Genomic DNA, 25,853 nt, shown 5'->3' on the forward strand with positions numbered 1-25,853 from the left:
CGGGTGGTGGCCTGGGCGCATGGAATCCACTTGCGCTGGCTGGCTGCGGCCTGGGCGCAGGGAATCCGCCCAAGCATGCCGGTGGTGGCCTGGGCGCACGAAATCCACCGGTGCACACTGGCTGCGGTCTTGGGTCACGGAATTCACCTGCGCACGACGCGGTCGCCCGCGTTTGACGATCAGGCGACCGTCGGGTGGTCGCACTGAAACCTCGGTGCGGGCTGCATCGGTGTCGGGAAGTTCCCGGTCGGCGACAGCGCCTATCAGGGCCGGTCCGTGCTCCGCCGAAAGCACTCAACGGCATCGCAATTCCTTTCGAGGAACACGACCAAATGGCAGGATAATTCATTTCCGGCATCAGTCGAAGTGTCCGCGCGGGCGCAAACTACCCCGAGGTTGCTACAGCCTCGGGAAAGCGAATCGGCGAACCCGGAGCGCACTCGCATCGGCTTGTCGATGCGCGAGGACAAATTTGGGTGAGCGGGCCGGGTGGCGACGTGCGCAGCCGCGGCTCCTGGTCGGAGATCAGGGTGGTCAGACGCTCTGCGATGCGCCACTGCTGTCCGCGGCGCGCTGAGGCATGCCTGTCGCGAGGAACGGTACGACCGCTGGCCTGCGGTCCACATTGAGCGAGGAGGGGTGTTCATCCACCGGGCGGCGTTTATCGAGGTCAATCGGCTCCGCGCGGCCGGGACCGGATGACCCTTTCTGCCCGCGTCCATCTGGCGCGGACACGAGACGCGGAGCATCGCCGCGGATATTCGATCGGGGCGGCGTGCAGGGGTGGTGCGGAGGGCGGCGTGCAGGGGTGGTGCGGAGGGCGGCGTGCAGGGGTGGTGCGGAGGGCGGCGTGCAGGGGTGGTGCGGAGGGGTCAGCCGCTGCGGGGGACGATTACCACCGGGCGGCGGGCGCGGCGGATCAGGCGGGTTGAGACGCCGCCCAGGAGGACGCGTCGGGCGGGGCCGTAGCCGCGTGAGCCGCAGAAGAGGACGTCCACCTCGTCCAGGTCGGCCAGGGACTCGACCACGTCGCCGATCAGGATCCTCCAGTCGGTTTCGACGGAGCCGGTCGAGTCGGCGGCGCGGCTCAGGGCCAGTTCGTAGGTTTCCCGGGCGGTCTCCAGGAAGGCGTGTTCCGCGTCCTGCCCGACCAGGAACGGCATGGTGGCGTCGGCGTCCGCGACCACCGTGTACAGCCGCAGCGGGCTGCCGGTGTGCGTCGCCAGGCGGGCCGCCGCCGCCAGGGCGGCCCGGCCGTCGGGGGTGTCCACGTAGGCGACGCCGATGCGGCCCAGCGCGCCCGGCGGGGTCTCCATCGCGGCCGGTGCCACCGCGATCGGGCAGACGCTGCCGGCCAGCAGGCGCTCGGCGGTGCTTCCCGCGAAGAGCCGGTGCCGGCTGCCGGCCCGGCCGGAGCCCACCACGATCACCTCCGCCGCCAGCTCCTCGGCCAGGTCGTGCAGGCCGTGCGCGGCGGAGGTGGAGGCGACCACCCGGTACGTGATGTCACCGGTTGCGCCGGCGAGCACCGTACGGGCGCCGTCGAGCACCGCCGTGGCCGCGCGGTGCCGGTCGGCCACCCACTCGGCGTCGACGCGGCCTGAGCCGAGGGCGGAGGACGCCGGGTGCACGACCGCGACGACCAGCGGGGCCTCCAGGGTCTGCGCCGTCCACTGGCCCAGCAGCAGGGCGTCCTCGCCGGGCTCGCCGCCGTCGACGCCGACGATGACCGGGGCGTTCACCGGGACTCCCCGGCCGGTGCGTCCGGGGTGCCTTCGCCCGGTGCCGTCGCGCGGCGGCGCAGCCGGGAGTGGCGGTAGCCGTACAGGAAGTAGATGGCCAGGCCGAGGGCGAGCCAGACCACGAAGCGGATCCAGGTGCTCAGCGGCAGGTCCGACATCAGGTAGACGGCGAAGAGCACGCCGAGGATCGGCAGCACCGGCGACCACGGCACCCGGTACGGCCGGGGCATCTCGGGCCGGGTCCGGCGCAGGATGATCACACCGATGTTGACCAGCACGAACGCGAACAGCGTGCCGATGTTGACGAGCTTGACGATCTCGGAGAGCGGCACCAGCGCCGCCAGGATCGAGATGAGCACGCCCAGGCCGACGGTCAGCCGCGCCGGGGTGCCGTACCGCTGGTTGACCGTGGCCAGCTTCTCCGGGAGCAGGCCGTCGCGGCACATGGCGAAGAAGATGCGGGTCTGGCCGTACAGGATGACCAGGACGACGCTGGTGATGGCCACGACCGCGCCGAGCGCCAGGATCGAGGCCGCCCAGCTCATGCCGGCGCCCTGGTCGAGCGCCGCGGCCAGGGGCGCGTCGCTCGCCTCCAGCTGTGCCGGGCTGGCGATGCCGATCGCGCCGACCGCGGTCAGCACGTAGAAGACCGTGCAGATGACCAGCGAGCCGATGATCGCCAGCGGCAGGTCCCGGGCCGGGTTGCGGGCCTCCTCGCTGCCGGTGGAGACGGCGTCGAAGCCGATGTAGGCGAAGAAGATGATCGCCGCGGCGGCGGTGACCCCGTCGACCCCGGACGGCGCGAACGGGTGGAAGTTGCCGGTGCCGAAGTTGACGAACGCCACGACGATGAAGAACAGCAGCACCGCCAGCTTGACCCCGACCATGACCAGGTTGACCCGGGCGCTCTCGGTGACGCCCCGCACCAGCAGCAACGTGATGGCCAGGACGATGAAGACGGCGGGCAGGTTGAAGACGCCCCCGTCCTCGGGGGACTTGGAGATGGCGTCCGGCAGGCTCACCCCGAACGCGGCGTCGAGGAAGGCGTTGAGGTTGCCGCCCCAGCCGACCGCGATCGCGGCTACCGAGACGCCGTACTCGAGGATCAGGTCCCAGCCGATGATCCAGGCCACGATCTCGCCCAGCGTGGCGTAGGTGTAGGTGTACGCGCTGCCGGAGACCGGGATGGACGAGGCCAGCTCGGCGTACGAGAGGGCGGAGAACACGCAGGCCACCGCGGCCAGCACGAAGGAGAGGATGACCGCCGGGCCGGCCACGGCGGCGCCCTCTCCGATCACCACGAAGATGCCGGTGCCGATGATCGCGCCGACGCCCATCGCGGTCAGGTGGGTGGCGCCGACGGCCTTCCGGAGCCCGTGGCCCTCCTCGGTCGTCTCGGAGATCAGTGACCCCACGTCGCGGATCGCGAAGATTCCCGGGCGCTGGTTCGATCCTGTCACCATGCTGAGCCCATCCTCTACATGCGTCGGCGGCCGCACCCGGAACCGCGGATACCGCGGGATGATCGGCGCGATGTGGCTAACTTGCCCGCAGTGGTCGCTGTTGATGCCCGCGGTGCGTGATTTTATCGTGACGCTCTGAGGCGGACGCGCTGTCCGCCCTGGTCACGGAAACACCGGGCAGCCTGCGGGGGCACCGGCGGGCGTTGTACCGTGAGCCGACGGGCAACCGGGTTCGGAGGTCGGGGTACATGGGCGAGGCCGTGATGACCACACGGCGCCAGGCGGACGGCGCGGTGGTGGTCGAGGTCCGGGGCTCCCTCGACGCGGCGACTGTGGACGCGCTGCGCACGACCCTGCTGAGCGCCCTGCAGGCGGAGCGCCCGTTGATGATGATCGTCGATCTGACCTTCGTCACCTTCATGGACTCGATGGGCGTGGGCGCGCTGGTGTCCGGCTACAACGCCGCCCGCGACACCGGCACCCGGTTCGTGCTGCGTAACCCGAGCGAGTTCGTGCACCGGCAATTGCGGATCACCGGCCTGGCCGAGATGTTCGGGCTGCCGCCCGCCTCGCCCCGTCCGCAGACGTACACCCCGTAGTCCCTTGGCCGACCGGGCCCCGCGCCGGTTATGGTGCCGTCATGGAACCGGCGGTCGGGGCGTGGTGCGCGAGCGCCGAGATCTGCTTTCGACTCCATGATCACGAGCACCGGCTGAAGTCCGTGCGGCTGAGATCGGCGGCCGGCACCGGCGACTTCACCTACGACGCCGAGCGGCGCAGCTGGGAGCTGCGGCTGCCGCGGCCGCCCGTGCGGCGCATCGAATACCACCTGGAGCTCGGCCACCCGGGCGGCACCAGCGAGGTCGTCTGCGACCCCGACAACCCGCGCCGCAGCGGCGACGCCTCCGTGCTCTGGTGCACCGACTACCGCGAGCCCGACTGGTTGCACCTGCCGCAGGCCGCCGGCCGGTGGCGCGAGGTCTACCTGCCGCTGCCGGCCGTCCGCGGCGAGATGGTCGCCCGGATCTGGTCGCCGGACACCCGCACGGACCGGGTCCTGGTCGCGCACGACGGGCCCGACTTCCTCCGGTACGGCGAACTGGGCCGCTACACCGGCGCCATGATCGGTGCGGGGCGGGTCCCGCCGTACCACCTCGTGCTGCTGCCGCCCGGCGAGCGCTTCGAGTGGTATTCGGCCAGCCCGGCGTACGCCCGGGCGCTGGCGCACGACGTCCTGCCGAAGCTCGCCGCGGAGCTCGGCACCGACCGGCCCGTTGTCGGCGCCGGCGCCAGCCTCGGCGCGCTGGCGATGCTGCACGCGCAGCGCCGCCACCCGGAGCGCTTCGCCGGGCTGTTCCTGCAGTCGGGCAGCTTCTTCCAGCCCCGCTTCGACCGGCAGGAGTCCGGGTTCCGGCGCTACCTGCGCATCGTCCGGTTCACCGGCCGGGTCCGGCGCGCCGTGACCTTCGACGCCGGTGTCCCCACGGCGATCACCTGTGGTGCGGTCGAGGAGAACCTGGCGAACAATCGCGACATGGCCGCGGTGCTGGGCCGGCAGGGGTACGCCGTCAGCTTCAGCGAGGTTCCCGACGCGCACAACTGGACCGGTTGGCGCGACGCCCTCGATCCGGACCTGACCAGGTTGTTGCAGAAGGTGTTCATCTAGCGGGAGGCGCCAATGGCCGACGTCGAACACACCATCGGACTGCTGCTGGGCACCGAGGACGACTGGCCACGGGCGTACGAGGCGATGCTGCGCCGGATCGGCGCGATCACCGACGACCAGGGCCGCACGCACCGCACCCGCAGCGTGCGGGTCACCATCGAGCCGTTCAACCTGCGCGACTCGCCGCGCCACGACCTGGTCATCGACCGGCTCGCCTACTGGTACTACCACCCGCGCGAGTGGCTCAAGAAGATCGCGCTGATGGACGACGTGTACCTGCTGAACAGTCCGTTCACCTTCCAGGCCATGGAGAAACACGCCGCGTACTGCGCGATGATGCGGCTCGGGCTCAAGGTGCCGGAGACCGTGCTGGTGCCGTTCAAGAACCCTTTGGACAACTCCCGGTACGCGTACACGTCGGGGCGCTACAACCAGCCCTTCGACCTCGAGGCGCTGGCCGAGTCCGTCGGCTACCCGATGTACATGAAGCCGTACGACGGCGGGGCCTGGGTAGGCGTCTCCAAGATCCGCAACGTGACCGAGCTGCACGCGGCGTACGACGCGTCGGGGGAGCGGCTCATGCACCTGCAGGCGGCCGTCGAGGACTACGACGTCTTCGCCCGGTCGCTGACCATCGGCCCCGAGACGATGGTGATGCGGTTCCGCCCCGAACTGCCCATGCACCAGCGGTACGCGGTGGAGCACGACTTCCTCACCCCGGAGGCCGGCGACGAGGTGGTGACCATCTCGCGGGTGGTCAACGCGTTCTTCCGGTGGGAGTTCAACAGCTGCGAGACGCTGGTCCGCGGCACCGACGTGCACCCCATCGACTACGCGAACGCCTGCCCCGACGTGGCGGTGACCTCGCTGCACTACTACTTCCCGTGGGCGATGTCGGCCCTGCTGCGCTGGACCCTCTACTGCGTGGTCACGGGCCGCCGGCCGCGGCTGGACACCGACACGTCCGGGTACTTCGCGATCGCCGACGACCCGTCGCTCTCGTACGCCGAGAAGCTGGCGGGCTACCGCCGCCTCGCCGACGACTACTTCGAGATCGAACGCTACGAGGAGTTCTGCGCCAAGCACCTGCGGCACGTCGACGAGGTGGTCGCCGACTGGATCGGCTCCGAGGAGTTCCGCTCCCTGCTGCGCGAGACCGTCCGGGCGACATACCCGCCGCACGAGCACGAGCGCTTCCTCGGGCACTTCAACGGTCTGATCGACGCCTGGCTGCGCGACCATGGCTGACCTCGGACGCGCCGCCAGGTTCGCCGCCGCGCTGTACGGGCGCCGGCTCGAGTTCCTGTACCACGGCTACGTGCGCCGCGACCCGATGTCGCTGCTGCACCTGCGGCCCGGCCGCGACAACCCGTACGCGATCTACCGCGGTATGCCCCGCCTCGGGCCCACCCGCCTCGGCAACTGGGTGACGACCAGCCACCACGTCTGCAGCACCGTGCTGCGGGACCGGCGCTTCGGCGTACGCGTCGCGGAACCGGCGGGACCGCCGGCGGCCTCCGACGAGTTCGACATGTCGTTCCTGGACCGGGATCCGCCCGACCACACCCGGCTGCGCCGGCTGGCGCAGCCGGCGTTCAGCCCGAAACAGATGGCCGGCTACCGCCCGCGGATCGAGCGCACGGTCGACGACCTGCTGGACGCCGCGCTCGCGGCCGGGGAGTTCGACCTCGTGCCGGCGCTCGCGGCGCCGCTGCCGATCGGGGTCATCACCGACCTGCTCGGCGTCCCGGACGCCGACGCCGAGCGTTTCGCCCGCTACGGCACGGTCATCGGCAGCGCCCTCGACGGCGTCCGGTCGCTGGCGCACGCGTCCCGGCTCCAGGCGGCCAACCGGGCGTTGCGGGAGCTCTTCGAGGAGCTGTTCGTGCTGCGCCGCCGGGAGCCCGCGGACGACCTGGTCAGCCGGATCGTGGCGGCCGAGGGCGACCAGATCCGGCCGCACGAGATGGTCCCGATGTGCAATCTGCTGCTGGTGGCGGGCTTCGAGACGACGGTCAACCTGATCGGCAACGCGGTGAACGCGCTGCTCGACCACCCGGAGCAGTGGGCGGCGCTGGTCGCGGATCCGGCGGGTCTGGCCCCGGCCGTGGTCGAGGAGACGCTGCGGTACGACCCGCCGGTGCAGCGCACGGCCCGCTGCGCCCTCAAGGACGTCGACCTGGACGGCAACCTCGTCCGCCGGGGGCAGTTCGTGGTGACGCTGATCGGCGCGGCGAACCGCGACCCGGAGGCGTTCCCCGATCCGGGAACCTTCGACATCGGCCGTGATTCACCCGCCGACCACCTGGCCTTCTCCAGCGGCATCCACTACTGCATCGGCCAGCCGCTGGCCCGGCTCGAGGCGACGGTCGCCCTGCAGCGGCTGGCGGAACGGATGCCGGACCTGCGCCGGGCCGGGCCGCTGCGGCGCCGCGCGTCCAGCATCGTGCGCGGCCCGATCCGCTTCCCGGTGCGTACCGCCACCCGGCGGCTGTCCGTGGTCTGACCGGCGGCGGCCGCGGCGGAAGTGTCGGTGGGCAGGCCTAGAGTTCAGGACGTGCACATCCGGATCGAGGGCAGCGACCTGCCCGGTCAGCGCCCCGGCGCCGAGGCCGACGCGCTGCGCCGCGGCAATGTGCACGTCGGCGTCCAGCGCAGGGCCGAGGTGATCGACCGGGTTCCGGCCGGTGCCGCCGGCGCCACCTGGGATTTCGAGGTGACCAGCCGCGAGGTCGACGGGCTGCTCGACGTCGGCGGGCCATTTGTGCACGGCCGGCCCGGCGCCCGCTTCCTCTACCTGAGCTGGGGCGCGGTCGACGGCGAGACGTTCGCGATGTTCCGGCGGGCCAAGCTGCTCTTCGGGGACATACCGGCCGAGATGCTGCGCGGTGCGCACGACGGCGGGGTGCTGGTCGGCCGGCTCGGTCTCACCGACGACCGGGGCGGGCCGCGCTGCGCCCGGGTCCGGCCGCCGGACATCGTCTGGCAGCTCACGTGACGGTGGTGGCGCACGGCCTCATCGCGCGCGACGGCACCCTGGCCGTCTGGGCCGAGACGGACGAGGCCGGCGGCGGAAGCCCGGCGGCCCGCGGTGCGCGCGGCGCCGCGCCCGAGCACGGCTGCGCCCGGGCGCTGCCCGGCGCGTCCCGGGCGGCGACCCTGCTGCTGCCCTCCACCTCGGCCGGGCCGCTGCCGTCCCCGCAGCTCGGGCTGCCGCCGCGCCGGGGACGCCCCCGGCTGCGCCCGTGGCGGGTGCCGGCCACCGCCGTCGCGTTCGTCACCGACGACCTCGCGGACGAATACGGCGCGCGCACCGCGCCCTCGCTGGCCTACCTGGCCGAGGTCAGCGCGTTCGCGGCCGACCTCGTCGCGCGCGGCCGGGTGCTGCCCGGAGTGCACGCGGGCGGGCACCGGCCCCGGGCGGTGTGGCGACCGGTGCTGACCGGCGCCGACGCGGCACGCCACGCCGACCTGCTGCACCGCATGCCGCCCGCCTGCCGCGCCGAGCGGGCCCGCCCCGGCGACGTCGACGGGCTGCCCGCCGCCGACGCCCTGCACGCCGCGCTGCACCGGCTCGTCGACGGCCTGGTCCGCACCCGGCTCGCCGAGGCCCGCGTCGACCTCGGCGGCGCAGCCTGGCTCGCCGCCCTGAGCGGGGAGCCGGAGTTCGCCGCGCCGCCGCAGGGCGAGCTCGACAGCCTCACCGACGCCCTGGACGCCTGGCACGCCGAGGCCACCGGCGGCGCCGCCGTGCGCGTCTGCTTCCGGCTCACGTTCCTGCCCGAGCTCGAGCCCGACGAGCCCGACGCCACCGGCGTGCCCGAGCCGGCCGGGGACGGCGACGCGTGGCTGCTCGAGTTCCTGCTGCAGCCGGTCGACGAGCCCAGCCTGCTCGTCACCGCCGCCGAGGTGTGGCGCGACCGCGGCGCTCCGCTGCGGCGCTGGACCCACCATCCGCACGAGCGGCTCATCGCCGGGCTCGGCCGGGCCGCCCGGCTCTACGGCGACCTCGACGCCGCGCTGCGCGACGCCCGCCCCGCCGAGCTGGTCCTCGACACCGAGGGTGCCTACCGCTTCCTGCTCCACGCGACGCTGCTCGAGCAGGCCGGCTACGGCGTCCTGCTGCCGGCGTGGTGGCGGGAGCCGCAGAGCCTCGGCCTAGCTCTGGAGGTCCGCGCCCGCGACGAGGCCGCGCCGGTCCTGCGCGACGAGGCCGCCGACCTGGCGACCATCGTCGGCTACAACTGGGGCCTCGCGCTGGGCGGTCGCGCCCTGACCGAGGAGGAGCTCGCCGAGCTGGCGCGGGTGAAGGTGCCGCTGGTGCGGCTCCGCGGGCGGTGGGTCTACCTGGACGCCGCGCGCCTGCGGGCCGGGCTCGAGTTCCTGCGGCGCGGCGGCGGCACCATGACCGCCGGGGACGCGCTGCGGATGATCCGGCTGCTGCCGCCCGAGGAGCTGCCGCTGCCGGTGACGGCTGTCGACGGCAAGGGCTGGCTCGCCGACCTGCTCGCCGGGCGCCTCGGCGAGCGGCTCGAGCTGCTCGACGCGCCCGGCGGCCTGGTCGGGGAGCTGCGGCCGTACCAGCGAAGGGGTTTCTCCTGGCTGGCCTTCCTCGACGATCTGGGTGTCGGCGCCTGCCTCGCCGACGACATGGGCCTCGGCAAGACCGTCCAGCTGCTCGCGCTGCTCCTGCACCGCGGCCGCGGGCCGACCCTGCTGATCTGTCCGCTGTCGGTGCTGGGCAACTGGGTGCGCGAGGCGGCCCGGTTCGCGCCGGGGCTGCGGGTGCGCGTGCTGCACGGCAGTGACCGGCCCGACCCCGCCCACCTGCTCGACGGCGCGGACGTGCTGCTGACCACGTACGCGACGGCCACCCGCGACGTCGACGCCCTGGCCGCCGTGCCCTGGGACCGGGTGGTCCTCGACGAGGCGCAGCACATCAAGAACAGCGCGAGCGGCGCCGCCCGGGCCGTGCGCCGCCTCGACGCCCGGCACCGCGTCGCACTCACCGGAACCCCGGTCGAGAACCGCCTGGCCGAGCTCTGGTCCATCCTGGACTTCCTCAATCCCGGCCTGCTCGGCAGCGCGCACTCGTTCCGCGCCCGGTACGCGGTCCCGATCGAGCGGTACGCAGACGAGGACGCCGCCGCCCGGCTGCGCCGCGCCACCCGGCCGTTCATGCTGCGCCGGGTCAAGGCCGACCCCGCGGTGATCGACGACCTGCCCGACAAGCGGCACACCCGGCACCTGTGCGGGCTCACCGCCGAGCAGGCCACGCTCTACCAGGCCGTGCTCAACGAGATGACCGACCGGCTCGCGGACGAGACCGAGATCCGCCGCAAGGGCATCGTGCTGTCCGCGATGACCAAGCTCAAGCAGGTCTGCAACCACCCGGCCCAGCTGCTCGGCGACGGTTCGCCGCTGCCCGGCCGCTCCGGCAAGCTCGAGCGGCTGGAGGAGATCCTCGACGCCGCCCTCGCCGAGGGTGAGAGCGTGCTGTGCTTCACCCAGTTCGCCCGCTTCGGCTCGATGCTGGTGCCGCACCTCGCGGCCCGTTTCGGTGTCGAGGTCCGCTATCTGCACGGCGGGACGCCGCGCCGGGCCCGCGACGAGATGGTCGCGGCGTTCCAGGCGGACCGCCGGCCGGGCATCTTCGTGCTGTCGCTCAAGGCCGGCGGCACCGGACTGAACCTGACCGCGGCCAACCACGTCGTGCACGTCGACCGCTGGTGGAACCCGGCGACCGAGACCCAGGCGACCGACCGGGCGTTCCGCATCGGACAGGACCGCGACGTCCAGGTGCACACCCTCGTCTGCCTCGGCACGCTGGAGGAACGCATCGACCGCCTGATCGCTGACAAGGGCGTGCTGGCCGAGCGGGTGGTCGGCAACGGCGAGGGCTGGCTGACCGGCCTGAGCACCGACGACCTGCGGTCCCTGCTGGCCCTGGAACCGGAGGCCGTCGTTGACTGACAGAAGGAGCAATCTTCAACCTGGCCTCGGGCCGGAGGCGTCCGAGCCGTTGACCGCCGCCGGGACCGGCCGCCCCGGCCACGTTGGGAAAGGCTCACCTTCGGCGCCGTTCATCGCCATGTTCGAGTCGCTGCGGATGGCGCCGACCTTCGCCCGCGGCCGCCGCGACGCCCGGGCCGGGCACGTGCGCCACCTGACCATCTCGAGCAGCCTGGTGACGGCGCAGGTCAGGGGGCCGGACGACCCGGCGGCGTTCCGGTCCCGGATCGCGGTGCGCGCGTTCGGTGCGGCCGAGTGGTCCCGCGTCGAGGACGACCTGGCGGCGCAGGCCCGCTACGTGGCCGACCTGCTGGCGGGCCGCATGCCGGAGGACATCGAGACCGTGTTCACCCGGGCCGGGGTGACGCTGCTGCCGCTGTCACTCGACGAGGTGGCGATGGACTGCACCTGCGAACGCTGGCCGATGCCCTGCATCCACCTCGCGGCGACGTGCTACGCGCTTGCGTCGTCCTTCGAGACGGACCCGTTCGGGGTCTTCGCCTGGCGCGGGCGCTCGCGCGACGAACTGCTCACCCGACTCAGCCGGCTGCGTGGCGCCACGGCACACGCGCCGCCGCCGGAGGCCGAGCGGGCGCCCGCGGACGGCGACCTCGGCGACCTCGCCGACTTCTGGGGCGGCCCGGCCGCCGCCCGGCCCGCCGCGGCGCTGTCGGCATCCTGGGCCTCCGGCCGGGCGCAGTCACCGCCGGCAGGGCCTGTCTCTGACGCGGTCGGCTCTGGCGCGGCCCGGACCGGCCGGCGGGCCGGGTCTGGCGGACCTGGCTCGGGTGCGGCCGGCTCGGGTGCGTCCGGCTCTGGTGCGGCTGGAGCGGGTCGGATCGGGTCCGAGCGGGATGCGTCGACGTCGGTGGCCGCGGGATGGGTGGAGGTCGCCGCGCCGACGGCCGATTCGGGCCGTCCGGACCTGCTGCTCGATCAGTTCGACCCACCGCCGCTGCGAGCGAGCGGGATTCCACTGATCGAAGCCTTGCGCCCGGCCTACCGCGCCCTTCCCCCGCACAGCTGAGCTCGCGCGGGGTGCCCGGCCGTCCTACATTTCCGCGGGACGCGAACCGTCGAGCGCCCGGACCCGCCCCGGTTTTCGCAAGGGCTGCTTCGGGGGACGAATCGTCCAGGCCGGTCGTTCTCCGAGATTTTCCAGGCGGCTGGAAATGGTCGGACAAGCGGCAGCTCAAGACGAATCTTGGCGTCGCTCACCGCCTGTGGGAGTAGGGGTGGCGCGGGTCGCGCTGTAGGCCCGGCTCGATCGCGGCGGCGGGAAGTGCCTGGGTGGGCCGGAGCCGGGGCCTCACCAGGCGATCGGCGCGTAGTCCTTCAGGAAGATGCCGTACAGGTCCTCGCCCTGCTCGCCGCGGACGATCGGGTCGTACACCCGGGCGGCGCCGTCGACCAGGTCCAGCGGGGCGTGGAAGCCCTCCTCCGCCAGCCGCATCTTCGTCGGGTGCGGGCGCTCGTCGGTGATCCAGCCGGTGTCCACGCTGGTCATCAGGATGCCGTCGCCGAACAGGTCGTCGGCGCTGGTGCGCGTCAGCATGTTCAGGGCCGCCTTCGCCATGTTCGTGTGCGGGTGCCCGGCGCCCTTGTAGCCGCGGGCGAACACACCCTCCATCGCGGACACGTTCACCACGTAGCGGCGCGGGTGCGGAGACGCCGTCATCGCCGCGCGGAGCCTGCTGACCAGGACGAACGGGGCCGTCACGTTGCAGAGCTGCACCTCGAGCAGTTCCAGGGCGTCGACCTCGTGCACGCGGTCGCTCCAGCTGTTGGTCGGTGCCAGGTCCGGCACCAGGCCGCCGGCGTCGATCGCGGTCAGTGCCGCGATCCGCTCCGGGGTCGCCGAGCCGCCGGTCAACGCCAGCGCCGTCAGCGCGTGCGGGCTGAACGACGAGCCGTCCGTCAGGGCCGCCGGATGCGCCGGTGAGGCGTGCCCGCCGAGGTACTCCAGCTCCGGAAGGGGCCCGTCCGGCAGCGGCGCCGACTCCGCCGCGACCAGCGCCGAGTAGGAGCCGGGCGAGCGCCGCACCGTCTGGGCCGCGTTGTTGATCAGGATGTCCAGCGGGCCGCGGGCCGCGACCGAGTCGGCCAGGGCGACCACCTGCGCGGGATCGCGCAGGTCGATGCCGACGACGCGCAGCCGGTGCAGCCAGTCCGCGCTGTCCGGCATCGCGGCGAAGCGCCGCACGGCGTCGTTCGGGAACCGCGTGGTGATCGTGGTGTGCGCGCCGTCGCGCAGCAGCCGCAGCGCGATGTACATGCCGATCTTCGCGCGGCCGCCGGTGAGCAGCGCGTGCCGCCCGGTCAGGTCGGTACGGGCGTCGCGGTGGCTGTGGTTCTTCGCCGCGCACGGCGGGCAGAGCTGGTGGTAGAACGCGTCGACCTGCACGTAGCGCTGCTTGCAGATGTAGCAGCCGCGCGGCTGCCTGAGGATGCCGGCGGTCGGCGCCGTCGTCGCGGTCTCGAGCGGGATGCCCGCGGTCTCGTCGTCGATCCGGCTGGGCGCCCCGGTCGCGGTCGCGGCGGTCACCGCGCGGTCGTTCGCGAGGATGGCGTCGCGGCGGTCCTTGCGGCGGCGCAGCTTCACCGTCTTGAATAGGCCGGCGGTCGCCCGCCGTACGGCGACGGCGTCCGGGTGCTCGGGGTCGAGCTCCTCGGCCTCGGCGATGACGGCGAGGCAGAGGGCGAGCCGCTCGGGATCGATGCTGGCCTCGTGGTTCACGTCCGGCGGCGCGGCCTCGGTGTGGCCGTCCGGCGCGGCGCACTCGTCAACTGTCGCGGTCATGCTCATCCCGTCCCGGTAGAACCCCAACTCTTCCCGGGGGCACTGTACTGACTGCGCCGGGCGCACGACGGATCCGTGCTGCCCGGTGGGCCACGATAGCCGCAAGAAGGCCATAACGACCAGTGGACGGGAGCCGGGCGGCCCGCTCAGCGCAGCGTGGCCGCCTCGAGCGCGACGCCGCCGCAGTCCTCGTTGAAGGCGGCGTCGGTGGTCCAGCTCAGGTTGAGCCGGCCGTTCTTCGGCGCCCGGTATGTGATCACGAATACCGCGGTGTCCAGGCTGTTGCCGCGTGATTCGAACGTGCCGCTCGCCGAGGCGCTGCCGGTCGACAGCCTCGCGGTGAGCCTGCCGCGGCCGGCCAGCGCGCCGACGTAGAGCCGCAGGGTCCGGTTCGACGTGGTCGCCGGCGCGGAGATGGTGAAACCGTTGCCCCTGCCGCAGGTCCGGATGCCGGTCGGGGTGCCGTCCGAGTCGTCGACCGGCGAGCCGCCCTCCCAGCTGAACAGCTGCCGGCTGAAGCCGTGCCGGAAGCGCGGCGCGGTCGGCGGCCCCTCGAGGATGGCGAAGTCGCCGTCCGCGCGGCGCTCCAGCGAGAACGTGCTCTGCTCGCCCCAGTGCACCCAGTCGCGGGTGCCCTCGGCGGACAGGTCGACCCGGGACGGCACGCCCGCGCGGGCCACCTTGATCGAACCCTGGTCGGGCGGGGGCGTCTTGGAGCGCGTCGGCGGCGTCGTGCGCGGGGCCGAGGTCGGGCTCGGCAGGTCGGAGGCGCTCGGCAGCGGGATCGGGAACTGGTTGCCAGGGTTGAGCGGGACGTCGCCCAGCGCCGGCGGCTGCGCCGGCGGGATCGCCTGCTTGTCGTCGTTGCGGACCGCCCGGCTGACGATGAAGCCGAAGGCGACCACGATGAGCACCCCGGCGAGGATCACCGCGGCGGGCATCAGGAACTCGCTGAGCCGGCGCTGCCGGTCGTCCAGCAGCTGGGGCGGCACGATGGCGCCGCGGCGGCCTGCGGTGCGGTAGCCGTAGCCGGAGCGCGGGGTCGCCGGGTGGGGCCGTTGCTGGCCCACACCGAACGGGCGACCCGACCCTGGCTGGCGACCTGTCGTACGGTCGTCGTCCGGCAACCGACCCTCCCCGGTCGTTCGCGGGGCGCGCGCCGACCGCCGGTGGCGGCCGGGCGGGTTGTCCCGAGTGCTGTGCTGATCTGAGTCGGTGCGGGGCGGGAGCATCCGCCCAGGTGCCTGTGGGGAGCTATACCGTCTCACCTTCCCCGAGTTACGGAGAAGAGCGAATTGAGTTACCGACCATCCGGTTGATCACCTGCCTCGGCGGTTCGGCGGAGGTTCGCCCCGGCCTGGGCGTTAACGGCGAGTACGGTGTCCGAAGTCTTCCAGTGAGCCCAGTTCGACAGGAGAGTCCAGATCAGATGAGCGCCCAGGACAAGACCGCCAGCAGCCGTCGGGGTCAGGCCATCACCGGCGCCGTTGCGGGTGTGGCGGTGATCCTCGTACTGGTGGCCGTCTTTGTCGGCATCCAGTTGTCGGACGACGACGAGCCCACCGCGGCACCCACCCCCGCGGCCACCCAGCCGGCGGAGCAGACGCCCGCCGAGCCCGCGCCGAGCCAGGCCGCGCCGGCGCAGGCGGCGCCGGACCCGGCGCTGCTGAAGCCGCCGGTGGTCGAGGCCGGCAAGGGCGACGTGAAGGAGCTGAAGGTCACCACGCTGGTGGAGGGCAAGGGCCCGAAGCTGGTGGCCGGGCAGACCGTCACCGTCAACTACGTCGGCGTAACCTACACCGACGGCAAGGAGTTCGACTCGTCCTGGAAGAACGGCCAGCCGGTCCAGTTCCCGGTCGGCGTCGGCCAGCTCATCAAGGGCTGGGACGAGGGCCTCGTCGGCGTGCCCGTCGGCAGCCGGGTCATGCTCGACATCCCGGCCGAAAAGGCCTACGGCGAGCAGGCCGAGGGCGGCCGGCCGAGCGGCGACCTGCGCTTCGTCATCGACATCCTCGCGGCGCAGTAACGCCGCTAGAGCTCCCGCACGATCACGTCCACCTGCCGGGGACGGCCCGCCGCGGCGGGCCGCTCCTCGACGGTGTACTTCAGCTCGCGCAGCACGCTCAGCAGGTCGTCCACCGAGGCGGGCGCCGCGTCCGCCTCGGCGAGGGCCCGCACCAGCCGGCCCTTGGTGGCCTTGTTGAAGTGGCTCACCACCGAGCGGCGCGGCTCGCCGTCGACGATCCGCTCGTGCAGCACCCGCAGGGCCACGGTGCGCCCGGCGAGCGCGCCCGAGGGCGCCCACATCGCCGCGTAGGCGCCCGAGCGCAGGTCGAGGACCGGGCCGTCGGCGGCCGCGCGGTCCAGCGCGGGGCTCAGCGCCTTCTTCCAGTACGCGGTGAGCCCGCCGACGACCGGCAGGGTCACGCCGACGGAGCAGCGGTACGCGGGGATCCGGTCGGTGAGCCGCAGCACGCCCCACAGCCCGGAGAACACGACGGCCCGCTCGTCCACCCAGGCGCGCGCGCCGGCGGCGAGGCCGGCGGTGTCCAGCGCCTCGTAGAGCACGCCGGTGTACACCTGCGCGGCGGGCGCGGCGGGCGCGGTCACCAGGCCGGCGTTGCGGGCGATCTCACCGTGCTGCCCGGCGCTGAGGCCGAGGATCGCGAGCGAGTCGGCGACGCCGCGCGCGCTGGTGCGCCTGGTGAGCGCGACGAGCCGGGCGAGGATCCGGCGCCGGGCCGGCGCGAGCCGGGGCAGCCAGAGGTCTGCGGGGTCGGCCCGTTCCCCGGCGGCGGGTGCGGTCTTTCCCTCGGACGGCGGCAGCAGGATGAGCACGCCGCGAGGTTACAAGTCCCGGTCGGTGGCGAGCGCGTCGGCCACGCTGGGATAGATCTCGACGTGTGGCGTGAGGCCGACCGTCTCCAGCAGGCCGAGCAGCCACGCGCTGGGCGCGGCCACCCGCAGCCACCCGCCGGCGGCACGCGCCCGGTGGTGGCCGAGCACGAAGGAGCTCAGGCCGGTGGAGTCGCAGAAGGCGACGCCGGACACGTCGACGACGACCCGCGGCGCCGGCTGGTCGAGGACCCGGTCGAGCGTGGTGCCGAGGACGGTGGCGGAATCCAGGTCGAGGTCGCCGCGGACGGTTACCACCACGGTGTCGCCGGGGTTGCCGATCACGGACACGTGCATGGCGGGGCCTCCTGAGACGCGACAGGCACTCCTTCTGCCCCGTCAGGGCGCCGTCCGAACCTGCGGCACCTTGATCGTCGTCTTGACCGTGGCCTGGTCGATCTCGCTGACCCGTACGGTGAAGCTCAGCTCGTAGGTGCCCGGCAGCGGGAAGGTGAGCGCGCCGACGGCGTCGTTGCGCGGCGTCAGCGGCAGCATCGGCGCCGAGACCGGCTCCAGGTCGTGGCCGGTCAGCCGGTTCGTCACGGTCCACTCCGCGGCCGGCAGCGGCTTGCCCTCCGGCGTGTAGGTGAAGCCGTGCACGGTGTTGTTCTCGCCGAGCTCGACCGGGTACACGTAGAACTGGAGCGTGAACAGGTCCGAGGTGAGGGTCTGCGAGACGCCCTTGCCGGTGTCGGCGGCCCGCTCGTTCGCGGCGCTGCGGGCCGGCGTGACCTGCACCAGCACGGCGCTCAGAGCGAGCACGACCACGGTCGCGGCGATCTCGATCCCGACCGTGCGGCGCAGCCGGGCCGGGCCGGTCGCACCCGCGCTCCCGCGGTGCACGAGCCGCCGGGCGAACGCGGCCGCGGTCAGCACCACGGCCAGGATCGCGACCTTGGCCAGCAGCAGGCGCCCGTACGCCGTGCTTAGCAGCGCGCCGGCCGGGCCGACCTGGACCACCGCCTGCACCACGCCCGCGCCGACCAGCCACACCACGGCCAGCGCCGCCCAGCGCGACCAGACCGGCAGGATCACCCCGAGCACCCGCGGGTGGGCCCGGCGCAGCAGGAACACGCTCAGCGTGACGAGCCCGCCGAGCCAGACCGCCATCGCGGCCATGTGCACCACGTCCGCGGCGACGATCGCGCCGGTCAGCGGCGCCTCGGCGGCGTGCCCGGTCAGCGGCCAGGTGGCGAGCCCGGCCGCGCCGGCACCGAGGACGGCGAGGCCGCGCCACCTACCGCCGGCGCCGCGCAGCACCGGCGGCAGCAGGGCGGCGACCACGGCGAGCGCCGCGAGGCGGCCGAGGAGCGTGAGGCCGAACGGGCCGGCCAGCACGTCGGCGAGTTCGGTGACGGAGACGTCCCACAGCGGCGCGCCGCTGCTGTACGGGGCCTGCGTCCAGAGCGCGCCGAGCGTCGCCGCCGCGGTGGCGGCCAGGCCGGCGCGGACCAGCAGGATCGGCCCGCGCCGGGACAACCGCCGGGGCCAGAGCAGCGCCAGCAGCAGGGCGGGGCCGACGATCAGCGTCAGCCCGGCGTACCCGAGGAACTTGAACGCGGGGACCGCGGCCGTGACCGAGCCGTGCACCGCGCCCGGGTCGCCCTCCGGCGGTCGCGCCGAGGGCGCGCCGACCGAGAAGGTCAGCGCGCCGCCGACCGGGTGGCTGTCGGCCGAGATGATCCGGTAGCTGACCAGGTAGGTGCCGAGCGGCCGGTCCGCGCGGCGGACCCGGATCCGCAGCGTCCGCCCGTCGGCGGTGACCTCTCCGGTGATCCGCTTGCCGTCCGGCGCCAGCACCTGGGTGCGGTCCGCGACCGGCGTGATGCCCTCGGTGAAGGTCACGACGATCTCGTCCGGCGCGGTGGCGACGACGCTGCCGGGCTCGGGCGTCGCGGTCAGCATCGCCGCGTGCGCCGCGGCCGGAGCGGCGGGAACGAGCAGCACGCCGAGGCCGATCACGAGCATGATCAGCACGCGCACCATCCGCGGCCCCCCGGCCGCTGCAGCCCCTGTCACGGTCAGTAGTTCGGATCCCCGGCCGGAAAGGTTCAATCCGCGCGCGGCGGCTTACCGGTCCGCGGTGCCGGGTAAGCCACGACGATACGATCCCGGGCAGGTCCACGCCCTCAAGGAGGCCCCCCGATGTCCGTGCATCCACGCGCCGGCACCCCCGCCGACTCCCGCGACACCATCGACGTCCCCCGGGTGGTCCTCAGCTACTACACCGGGCACCCGGACCCCGCGGTCGCCGAGCAGAGCGTGGCCTTCGGCACCTCCGGGCACCGCGGTTCCAGCCTGCGGACGGCGTTCAACGAGGACCACATCGTCGCCACCAGCCAGGCCATCGTCGAGTACCGCAAGGCGCAGGGCACCGAGGGGCCGCTCTTCCTCGGCCGCGACACCCACGCGCTGAGCGAGCCGGCGATGATCTCCGCCCTCGAGGTCTTCGCCGCGAACGACGTGGCGGTGCTGATCGACAGCCGCGACGGCTACACCCCGACGCCCGCGCTCTCGCACGCGATCCTCGCGCACAACCGGGGCCGCACCGCCGGACTGGCGGACGGCGTCGTGGTCACCCCGTCGCACAACCCGCCGGACGATGGCGGCTTCAAGTACAACCCGCCGAACGGCGGCCCGGCCGACACCGACGCCACCAGGTGGATCCAGGACCGGGCGAACGCGCTGATCGCGGGTGGCCTCAAGGACGTCCGCCGGGTGACGGCCGCGCGGGCCCGCGCCTCGTCCCTGGTCACCGGCTACGACTTCCTCGACTCCTACGTCGGTGACCTGGACTCGGTCATCGACATGGAGGCGGTCCGCGACGCCGGGATCCGGATCGGTGCGGACCCCCTCGGCGGCGCCAGCGTCGCCTACTGGGGCGAGATCGGCTCCCGGTACGGGCTGGACCTGACCGTGGTCAACCCGGACGTCGACCCGACGTTCGGCTTCATGACGCTGGACTGGGACGGCAAGATCCGGATGGACTGCTCGTCGCCGTACGCGATGGCGTCGCTGATCTCGCAGAAGGACCGCTTCCAGCTCGCCACCGGCAACGACGCCGACGCCGACCGGCACGGCATCGTCACCCCGGACGGCGGCCTGATGAACCCGAACCACTACCTGGCGGTGGCGATCTCCTACCTCTTCCAGGTACGCACGGACTGGCCGTCGGGCGCGGCCATCGGCAAGACGCTTGTCTCGTCCTCGATGATCGACCGGGTCGCCGCCGACCTGGGCCGCGCGCTCGACGAGGTGCCGGTGGGCTTCAAGTGGTTCGTGCCGGGCCTGCTCGACGGCTCGATCGGCTTCGGCGGCGAGGAGAGCGCCGGCGCGTCGTTCCTGCGCCGCGACGGCGGCGTGTGGAGCACCGACAAGGACGGCATCCTGCTGGACCTGCTCGCCGCCGAGATCCTGGCCGCCACCGGCCGCACCCCGAGCGAGCACTACCGGGACCTGACGGCGAAGTTCGGCGACCCCGCGTACGCCCGCATCGACGCACCGGCGACGCGCGAGGAGAAGGCGATCCTGGCCCGGCTCTCGCCGTCGCAGGTGACCGCGAAGGAGCTGGACGGCGAGGCGATCACCGCCGTGCTGACCAGCGCGCCGGGCAACGGCGCGGCGATCGGCGGACTCAAGGTGACGACCGAATCGGGCTGGTTCGCGGCCCGCCCGTCCGGCACCGAGGACGTCTACAAGATCTACGCGGAGTCGTTCAAGGGACCGGAGCACCTGGCCCGGATCCAGGAGGAGGCCCGGGCCGTCGTCTCGGCGGCACTCAAGGGTTAGGCCGGACCAGGCCGAGGTCGTAGGCGGCGATCGTCGCCTGCACCCGGTCGCGGACGCCGAGCTTGGCGAGCAGCGCGTTCACGTGCACCTTCACCGTGCCCGTGGTGATGCCGAGCGCGGCGCCGATCTCGGCGTTGGACTGCCCGGAGGCGATGGCGAGCAGCACCTCGCGTTCGCGCGGGGTCAGCCCGGCCAGCCGCGGTCCGGGCTCGGCCGGTCCGGTCAGCCCGCCGGCGGCGAACTGGTCGATGAGCCGCCGGGTCACCGCGGGGCTGAGCATGGCCTCGCCGTCGGCGACCACCCGGATGGCGGTGAGCAGGTCGGCGGGGAGCACGTCCTTGAGCACGAAGCCGGCGGCTCCGGCCTTCAGCGCCTCGTAGACGTACCGGTCCTGGTGGAAGGTCGTCAGGACCAGGACCTTCGTCCGCGGTGCGGCGGCCGTCAGCAGCGCGGTGGCGGTCAGGCCGTCCATGCCGGGCATGCGGACGTCCATCAGCACCACGTCGGGCCGTACCCGCGCCGCGAGGTCGAGCGCGGCCTGCCCGTCGGCGGCCTCCCCGACGACCTCGAGGTCGTCCTCCGCGTCGACGATCGCGGAGATCCCGGCGCGGATCATCAACTGGTCGTCCACGACCATCACCCGGACGGCGATGACGCCACCTCCTCGTTCTGGGACTGATCCGGGCGGTTCCCGTCCGGATTCGTCGGCGCCGGCAGCAGGATCTCCGGCCCGCCGTCCGCGGCGGTTTCCATCGTTCCACCCACCGCGGCCAGGCGGGCGCGGAGCCCCGCGGCGACCTCGCCGCCCGGGTCCGCGGGCATCGGCCGCACGGCGATGCGCAGCGGATCCCCGGTCAGGTCGGCCCGCACGCTCACCGGCCCGGTGTCACCGGCGAGCAGCAACTCCACCACCCGGAACGCGGACAGATCCACCTCCGGCGGCAGCCTGCGCCCCGGCTCGCGCAGGTCGAGGTCCACCTCCCGGCCGCCCGCGCGCCACCGCTCGGCCAGGCCGGGCAGGGCCGCGACGGTCGGCTGCGGGTCGCGGTCCCGCGGGTCGCGGCTCGCGTCCGGGTCATCGCGCAGGCCGCTGAGCAGCCCGCGCATCGCGCCTAGCGCCGCCCGCGCCGCGGACAGCACCTGATCCAGGTCGCCCTCGTCGGCGGCGGTCGCCACCCGGGCGGTGTCGCGCAGGACGGCGGCGCGCAGCCCGGCGGCCACCCGGACCCGTTCGCTGGCGGCCGCGGCGAGCGCCTGCGCGGTCGCGGCGGCGACCGCGTCGTGCTCCTCGGCCAGGATGCGGCCGTGCCGGCGGCCGACCAGGTACCCGGTCACCCAGGCGCCGACGACCGGCACGCCGAGCGGGATGCCGACGGCCAGCGAAATGAAGAGCAGCTCGACCTCGGGCGGGACCTCGTCGTCCCGCAGCGACGGATCCAGGACCACCAGGGCGGCGGCGGCCAGCAACGCCACCGTGAGCGCGGCCGGTATCGAGAGCGCGCTGAGACCGGGGGAGCGGGCGTAGCGGGCCACCGCGTACACGGCGATGATCTCGGCGACCACGCAGGTCAGGATCACCCAGCCGAGCGAGTGCGGCACCAGGCCGGCGACGATCAGCAGCGGCCACGCCCACGCGGCCGCGGTGACGGCGGCCAGCACGACCCAAGGGTGACTCCGGCGCCAGGCGATCGGTACCGAGGAGCCGAGCACGACGATCAGCAGCAGCGCGACCGGGGCCCGGGACACGGCGGGGTCGTCGTCCGCGGCGAGCAGCACGCCTAAGGGCAGCAGCATCGCCAGCAGGAGCAGCATCAGGTCGATGACCCGCTCGGCGCCGGGGCGCCACCGGGCCCCGGCGACGGGCGGGGCGGCGCTCGCCGGCGGCAGGACGAGCCGGACCCGCCAGCCGCCCGCGGGCCGCGGCCCGGCCGCAAGGGTGCCGCCGAGCGCCGCGGCCCGTTCCCGCATGCCGGCGATGCCGCGCCCGGAGCCGACGCCGGTCACGCCCGGTGCCCGGGCGCCGTCGTCGTCGACCGTCAGCTCCGTGCCGCCGTCCACGGCCACCAGCCGGATCCGGACCGCGCTGCCGGGCGCGTACCGCAGGGTGTTGGTCAGCGCCTCCCGGGCGATGCCGACGGCCGCCTCCGCCGCCGGGCCCGGCAGGTCGCCGGGCTCGGCCTGGACCGTCACCGGCTGGCCGAGGAGCCGGAAGCCCTCCGCCAGCTCGGCCAGGCGCTGCGCCGCCGGGCCGGGGCGCTCGTCGGGCAGCCGCAGCAGGTCGACCAGCCGGTGCAGCGCCGCCAGGGTGTCGCGGCCGGTCCGGGCCGCGAAGTCGCGCGCCTCGGCGACCAGTTCCGGCCGGGCGCCGCCGAGCCGCTGCGCCGCCGACGCGATGACGACGATCGAGGTCAGATGGTGGGCGGTGACGTCGTGCAGCTCGCGGGCCAGCCGGTGCCGCTCGGTGTCGGCGGCCCGGGCCCGGCGGTCCTCGGCCTCGGCCAGCCGGGCCGCCGCGCCCGCCCGCTCCCGGTGCCACCGGTTGCGTGCCCGGCCGAAGGCCACCACGGTCGCGTACACGACGAGCGTGACGGCGACGTCGAGCGGATAGCCCACGTCGGGGTCCGGCGGGCGGGTCGCGATCAGCGCGCACTGCCAGGCCACCGTGCCGGCCGCGGCGCACAGCGTGAGCCGCTGCCCGCGCCACACCGCGATGTTGTAGAGCACGATCAGGTCCGCGATGCCGATCAGGGCGAGCACGTCGGCGGGCACGCCGAACTCGCCGACGGTCATGGCCACCACCACGACGCACAGCACCGGCAGGGGCGCCGAGCGCCGCCACAGCAGCGCGACCGCCACGACGAGCGTGACCGCCACGCCCGTCGCGACGGCGGCGCCGGAGGCAGGGCCGGCGGCGCCGGGCCAGATCGCGAGCTGCGCGGCGGCGAGGGCGAGCGGCAGGAGCCAGACCCGGATGCGATTCATGACACGTCGACCCTAGAGGCCCGCGGCCGGATTCCGCGTCGGCCCGCGGGCCGACCGGCACCTATATCCAAGGGAATGGACGGGCTCCCGCCAGGGTGACGGAACACTCAGCTTCCATTCCCGTTCGCCGACTGGTACTGCGCCACAACCAGCCACAGCACGGGGAGCCGAGCGCAGCGATGAGGGCAGCCGACAGACGGGTGGGCCGCAGGCGGGCGCCGAGGCGTGCCCGTCCCGGCCTCCTTAGCGTCGCGGCGGCGCTGCTGGCGGTGGCCGGCGTGGTCGGCTGGCTGGTGGTGCGGGACGGCGGCTCGGTAATGCCCGGGTTCGCCGGTGGGCCGGTGGCCATGCTTGCGGCGTTCGTCGCGTGCCGGCGGATCGGCTCGCTGATCGTCGTCGCGCGCCCCATCCGCGCCTTCTGGCGGCTCCTGTCGCACTCGGCCGTCTGCATCGGGATCGGCTCCGTCAGCGCCCTCGCCCTCGCCAACAACGACCGCGGCATGACGCCGTACACGGCCGCGCCGGTCCTGCTCGGCGTCGCCATGTCGATGCTCGCCTTCCTGCGGCTGCCGATCGAACGGCGGTCCGGGCTGCGCTGGACGCAGCTGATCCTCGACGGCGCGACCGTCGCCGTCGGCGGCGGCCTGGTCTACTGGTACGTCGTTCTCGGCTTCGCCGACGATTCCCTCACCGCGGTCACCCGCATCGGCGCCGCCGTCGTCGGCGTCGGCGCCCTGATCTCCCTGATCGTCATCGGCCGGGCGGCGATGAGCCCGGTCAGCGCCGTCGACTCGCTGTCGCTGCGGATCCTGGCCGTGCCGCCGCTCGTCGCGGTCGCCACCACCGTCCTGCTCATCGCCGGCGGGGACACCGGGCGGCTGGTCATCTCGGTGCTCGGCCTGCCCGTCGTGGGCGCGGCGATGGCGCTGGCCGCGTACCGGCAGCAGCTCGTGCTGGCACGGCCCGCGGGCGCGCCGGCCGCGCGGGCGACCCGCAGCCTCCTGAACGCGCTGCCGCTGGTTGCGGTCATCGCCACCGCGGCACTGGTGATCAACGAGGCGGCCCGCCAGCTCGGCTCGCACCAGCGGGTCGTCATCATCGGCGCCGTCCTGATCGCGGCGTTCGTCGCCGCCCGCCAGCTGCTCGGCCTGCGCGACAACGACCGGCTGCTGGTCGGCGTCCGCCGCCAGCAGGCCGAGCTGGAGCACCTGGCGATGCACGACCCCCTCACCGGGCTGGCCAACCGGGCCCGCTTCGGCACCGTGCTGGCCGAGCGCCTCGACGCGCACCGGCCCGCGAGCGTGCTGCTTATCGACATCGACGACTTCAAGATGGTCAACGACACGATGGGTCACGCCGTCGGCGACCAGCTGCTCTTCGAGGTCGCCCAGCGGCTGCGCAACCACAGCACGGTCAGCTACCTGCCGTCGCGGCTCGGCGGCGACGAGTTCGCCGTGCTGCTCGACGTGGACGAGGCCGCGCAGGCCGAGGAGGCCGCCGCCCGCATCCTGGCCGCGCTGGCGGTGCCGTTCAAGGTCGGCGAGCACCAGCTCCTCGCGCACGCCAGCATGGGTGTGGCCCTGGCCGGCCCCGGCGACAGCGCCGACGAGGTGCTGCGCAACGCGGACATCGCCATGTACGCGGCGAAGGCCGCCGGCAAGGCGTCCTGGGCCCGGTTCGAGCCGCGGATGCGCAACGAGGTCGTGAACCACGCCCGCCTCGGCAGCGAGCTGCACAACGCGATCATCCGGCACGAGCTGTACCTGCAGTACCAGCCGGTCTTCGACATCGTCACCGGCCGGATCGCCGGCGCGGAGGCGCTGGTCCGCTGGCGGCACCCGGTCCGCGGCAACGTGCCGCCCGGCGACTTCATCCCGGTCGCCGAGCGCTCCGGCCTGATCGTGCCGCTGGGCTCCTGGGTCCTGCGTGAGGCGCTGGAGCAGCTCGCGGAGTGGCACGGCGAGTACGGCGCCGCCTCGATCCAGTCGATCAACGTGAACGTGGCCGCCCGCCAGCTGCGCGAGGCCGGCTTCGTGGACGAGGTCGCGGCGGTGCTCAGCGACACCAGGCTGATGCCGGCGAACCTGGTCCTCGAGGTCACCGAGTCCTCGGTGCTCGACGGGCGGCAGGTCCGCGAGACCCTCCAGGCGCTGCACGAGATGGGCGTACGCCTGGCGCTGGACGACTTCGGCACGGGCCAGTCGAGCCTGAGCCTGCTGCGGGCGTTCCCGGTCGACGTGCTGAAGCTGGACAAGTCGTTCGTCGACGGCATCTGCGACGGCGAGGACCGCGGCCGGCTGGCGGTGGCCGCGGCGGTCGCCCAGCTCGCCGAGTACCTGGACCTGTACGCCGTCGCCGAGGGCATCGAGACGGCCGCGCAGATGGAGCGGCTGCGCGCCATGGGCTACCGGCTGGGCCAGGGCTACCACATGGCCAGGCCGCTGCCCCCGGACGAGATGGCCGCCATGATGGTGCGGACCGCCCGGGCGGTCACCACCGCGTGA

Annotated in this window: 20 protein-coding genes; 11 read left to right on the plus strand and 9 right to left on the minus strand. The window is 73.7% G+C overall.

Annotated elements, in window-relative coordinates:
• The coding region (locus AB0B58_RS00165; protein WP_360214849.1) for a hypothetical protein at nt 1-207 on the plus strand (207 nt) is incomplete at its 5' end.
• Nucleotides 208-872: 665 nt separating this feature from the next.
• Here AB0B58_RS00165 and AB0B58_RS00170 read toward each other — a convergent pair.
• Together AB0B58_RS00170 and AB0B58_RS00175 are read right to left on the minus strand one after the other, a co-directional pair.
• Nucleotides 873-1,742 (minus strand): universal stress protein, encoded by an 870-nt coding sequence (locus tag AB0B58_RS00170; RefSeq protein ID WP_360214852.1) that lies wholly within the window; start codon nt 1,740-1,742, stop codon nt 873-875.
• Nucleotides 1,739-3,205 (minus strand): amino acid permease, encoded by a 1,467-nt coding sequence (locus AB0B58_RS00175; RefSeq protein WP_360214855.1) that lies wholly within the window; start codon nt 3,203-3,205, stop codon nt 1,739-1,741. Before AB0B58_RS00175 ends, AB0B58_RS00170 begins: the two co-directional genes overlap by 4 nt.
• A 263-nt stretch (nt 3,206-3,468) precedes the next feature.
• Here AB0B58_RS00175 and AB0B58_RS00180 point away from each other — a divergent pair, with 263 nt between their 5' ends.
• The 7 genes from AB0B58_RS00180 to AB0B58_RS00210 all read left to right on the plus strand — a co-directional run bounded on the left by AB0B58_RS00180 (nt 3,469) and on the right by AB0B58_RS00210 (nt 11,910).
• Nucleotides 3,469-3,804, plus strand: a complete 336-nt coding sequence (locus AB0B58_RS00180; RefSeq protein WP_360214858.1) for an STAS domain-containing protein — start codon at nt 3,469-3,471, stop codon at nt 3,802-3,804.
• Between the two features lie 41 nt (nt 3,805-3,845).
• Complete coding sequence (locus AB0B58_RS00185; RefSeq protein WP_360214861.1) at nt 3,846-4,871, plus strand: alpha/beta hydrolase-fold protein; 1,026 nt, start codon at nt 3,846-3,848, stop codon at nt 4,869-4,871.
• 12 nt (nt 4,872-4,883) lie between these two features.
• Nucleotides 4,884-6,119 (plus strand): hypothetical protein, encoded by a 1,236-nt coding sequence (locus AB0B58_RS00190; protein ID WP_360214865.1) that lies wholly within the window; start codon nt 4,884-4,886, stop codon nt 6,117-6,119.
• Entirely contained in the window at nt 6,112-7,377 is a 1,266-nt protein-coding gene (locus tag AB0B58_RS00195) for a cytochrome P450 (RefSeq protein ID WP_360214868.1), read from the plus strand. Before AB0B58_RS00190 ends, AB0B58_RS00195 begins: the two co-directional genes overlap by 8 nt.
• 51 nt (nt 7,378-7,428) lie before the next feature.
• Nucleotides 7,429-7,869, plus strand: coding sequence for a DUF5990 family protein (locus AB0B58_RS00200; RefSeq protein ID WP_360214871.1), 441 nt, complete (start codon nt 7,429-7,431; stop codon nt 7,867-7,869).
• Nucleotides 7,866-10,844: a DEAD/DEAH box helicase gene (locus AB0B58_RS00205; protein ID WP_360214874.1), complete on the plus strand. Its 2,979-nt coding sequence runs from the start codon at nt 7,866-7,868 to the stop codon at nt 10,842-10,844. The genes AB0B58_RS00200 and AB0B58_RS00205 overlap by 4 nt, the downstream gene beginning before the upstream one ends.
• 118 nt (nt 10,845-10,962) lie before the next feature.
• Nucleotides 10,963-11,910: a hypothetical protein gene (locus AB0B58_RS00210; RefSeq protein WP_360214877.1), complete on the plus strand. Its 948-nt coding sequence runs from the start codon at nt 10,963-10,965 to the stop codon at nt 11,908-11,910.
• A 282-nt stretch (nt 11,911-12,192) separates the two neighbouring features.
• Here the strand turns inward: AB0B58_RS00210 and AB0B58_RS00215 are convergent, their stop codons facing one another.
• Complete coding sequence (locus AB0B58_RS00215) at nt 12,193-13,683, minus strand: SDR family NAD(P)-dependent oxidoreductase (protein WP_360214880.1); 1,491 nt, start codon at nt 13,681-13,683, stop codon at nt 12,193-12,195.
• 146 nt (nt 13,684-13,829) lie between these two features.
• Nucleotides 13,830-14,753: a hypothetical protein gene (locus AB0B58_RS00220; RefSeq protein ID WP_360214883.1), complete on the minus strand. Its 924-nt coding sequence runs from the start codon at nt 14,751-14,753 to the stop codon at nt 13,830-13,832.
• Between the two features lie 359 nt (nt 14,754-15,112).
• On the opposite strand from AB0B58_RS00220, the gene AB0B58_RS00225 reads away from it, so the two are divergent.
• On the plus strand, nt 15,113-15,709 hold the full coding sequence (locus AB0B58_RS00225; protein ID WP_360214886.1) for an FKBP-type peptidyl-prolyl cis-trans isomerase: 597 nt from the start codon (nt 15,113-15,115) through the stop codon (nt 15,707-15,709).
• Between the two features lie 5 nt (nt 15,710-15,714).
• On the opposite strand, the gene yaaA is transcribed toward AB0B58_RS00225, so the two are convergent.
• The 3 genes from yaaA to AB0B58_RS00240 are packed head-to-tail and all read right to left on the minus strand — an operon-like array spanning nt 15,715 to nt 18,564.
• The gene (yaaA, locus tag AB0B58_RS00230) at nt 15,715-16,521 is read right to left on the minus strand and encodes a peroxide stress protein YaaA (RefSeq protein WP_360214889.1); all 807 of its coding nucleotides are present in this window, start codon (nt 16,519-16,521) and stop codon (nt 15,715-15,717) included.
• Nucleotides 16,522-16,530: 9 nt separating this feature from the next.
• Nucleotides 16,531-16,875, minus strand: coding sequence for an STAS domain-containing protein (locus AB0B58_RS00235; RefSeq protein WP_360214892.1), 345 nt, complete (start codon nt 16,873-16,875; stop codon nt 16,531-16,533).
• 42 nt (nt 16,876-16,917) lie between these two features.
• Nucleotides 16,918-18,564, minus strand: a complete 1,647-nt coding sequence (locus AB0B58_RS00240) for a copper resistance protein CopC (RefSeq protein ID WP_360214895.1) — start codon at nt 18,562-18,564, stop codon at nt 16,918-16,920.
• Nucleotides 18,565-18,723: 159 nt separating this feature from the next.
• Here AB0B58_RS00240 and pgm point away from each other — a divergent pair, with 159 nt between their 5' ends.
• Nucleotides 18,724-20,367 carry a phosphoglucomutase (alpha-D-glucose-1,6-bisphosphate-dependent) gene (pgm, locus tag AB0B58_RS00245; protein ID WP_360214898.1) on the plus strand — a complete coding sequence of 548 codons (1,644 nt, stop codon included), beginning with the start codon at nt 18,724-18,726 and terminating at the stop codon, nt 20,365-20,367.
• Here the strand turns inward: pgm and AB0B58_RS00250 are convergent.
• The gene (locus tag AB0B58_RS00250) at nt 20,357-21,004 is read right to left on the minus strand and encodes a response regulator transcription factor (RefSeq protein WP_360214901.1); all 648 of its coding nucleotides are present in this window, start codon (nt 21,002-21,004) and stop codon (nt 20,357-20,359) included. The two genes, pgm and AB0B58_RS00250, sit on opposite strands and share 11 nt — an antisense overlap.
• Nucleotides 21,004-23,349, minus strand: a complete 2,346-nt coding sequence (locus tag AB0B58_RS00255) for a histidine kinase (RefSeq protein ID WP_360214904.1) — start codon at nt 23,347-23,349, stop codon at nt 21,004-21,006. The genes AB0B58_RS00250 and AB0B58_RS00255 overlap by 1 nt, the downstream gene beginning before the upstream one ends.
• Nucleotides 23,350-23,528: 179 nt before the next feature.
• Here AB0B58_RS00255 and AB0B58_RS00260 point away from each other — a divergent pair, with 179 nt between their 5' ends.
• Nucleotides 23,529-25,853, plus strand: coding sequence for a bifunctional diguanylate cyclase/phosphodiesterase (locus tag AB0B58_RS00260; protein ID WP_360214907.1), 2,325 nt, complete (start codon nt 23,529-23,531; stop codon nt 25,851-25,853).

It is taken from the genome of Actinoplanes sp. NPDC049118, assembly GCF_040648555.1.
GTDB lineage: Bacteria > Actinomycetota > Actinomycetes > Mycobacteriales > Micromonosporaceae > Actinoplanes.

What these genes read in the sequence shown, in the direction of transcription:
- AB0B58_RS00250 (WP_360214901.1), bottom strand. Translation starts at nt 21,004, where the DNA reads ATGGTCGTGGACGACCAGTTGATGATCCGCGCCGGGATCTCCGCGATC.
- AB0B58_RS00175 (WP_360214855.1), bottom strand. Translation starts at nt 3,205, where the DNA reads ATGGTGACAGGATCGAACCAGCGCCCGGGAATCTTCGCGATCCGCGAC.
- pgm (WP_360214898.1), top strand. Translation starts at nt 18,724, where the DNA reads ATGTCCGTGCATCCACGCGCCGGCACCCCCGCCGACTCCCGCGACACC.
- AB0B58_RS00260 (WP_360214907.1), top strand. Translation starts at nt 23,529, where the DNA reads ATGAGGGCAGCCGACAGACGGGTGGGCCGCAGGCGGGCGCCGAGGCGT.
- AB0B58_RS00195 (WP_360214868.1), top strand. Translation starts at nt 6,112, where the DNA reads ATGGCTGACCTCGGACGCGCCGCCAGGTTCGCCGCCGCGCTGTACGGG.
- AB0B58_RS00255 (WP_360214904.1), bottom strand. Translation starts at nt 23,349, where the DNA reads ATGAATCGCATCCGGGTCTGGCTCCTGCCGCTCGCCCTCGCCGCCGCG.
- AB0B58_RS00180 (WP_360214858.1), top strand. Translation starts at nt 3,469, where the DNA reads ATGACCACACGGCGCCAGGCGGACGGCGCGGTGGTGGTCGAGGTCCGG.
- AB0B58_RS00240 (WP_360214895.1), bottom strand. Translation starts at nt 18,564, where the DNA reads ATGGTGCGCGTGCTGATCATGCTCGTGATCGGCCTCGGCGTGCTGCTC.
- AB0B58_RS00190 (WP_360214865.1), top strand. Translation starts at nt 4,884, where the DNA reads ATGGCCGACGTCGAACACACCATCGGACTGCTGCTGGGCACCGAGGAC.
- AB0B58_RS00225 (WP_360214886.1), top strand. Translation starts at nt 15,113, where the DNA reads ATGAGCGCCCAGGACAAGACCGCCAGCAGCCGTCGGGGTCAGGCCATC.
- AB0B58_RS00185 (WP_360214861.1), top strand. Translation starts at nt 3,846, where the DNA reads ATGGAACCGGCGGTCGGGGCGTGGTGCGCGAGCGCCGAGATCTGCTTT.
- AB0B58_RS00215 (WP_360214880.1), bottom strand. Translation starts at nt 13,683, where the DNA reads ATGACCGCGACAGTTGACGAGTGCGCCGCGCCGGACGGCCACACCGAG.
- AB0B58_RS00235 (WP_360214892.1), bottom strand. Translation starts at nt 16,875, where the DNA reads ATGCACGTGTCCGTGATCGGCAACCCCGGCGACACCGTGGTGGTAACC.
- AB0B58_RS00210 (WP_360214877.1), top strand. Translation starts at nt 10,963, where the DNA reads ATGTTCGAGTCGCTGCGGATGGCGCCGACCTTCGCCCGCGGCCGCCGC.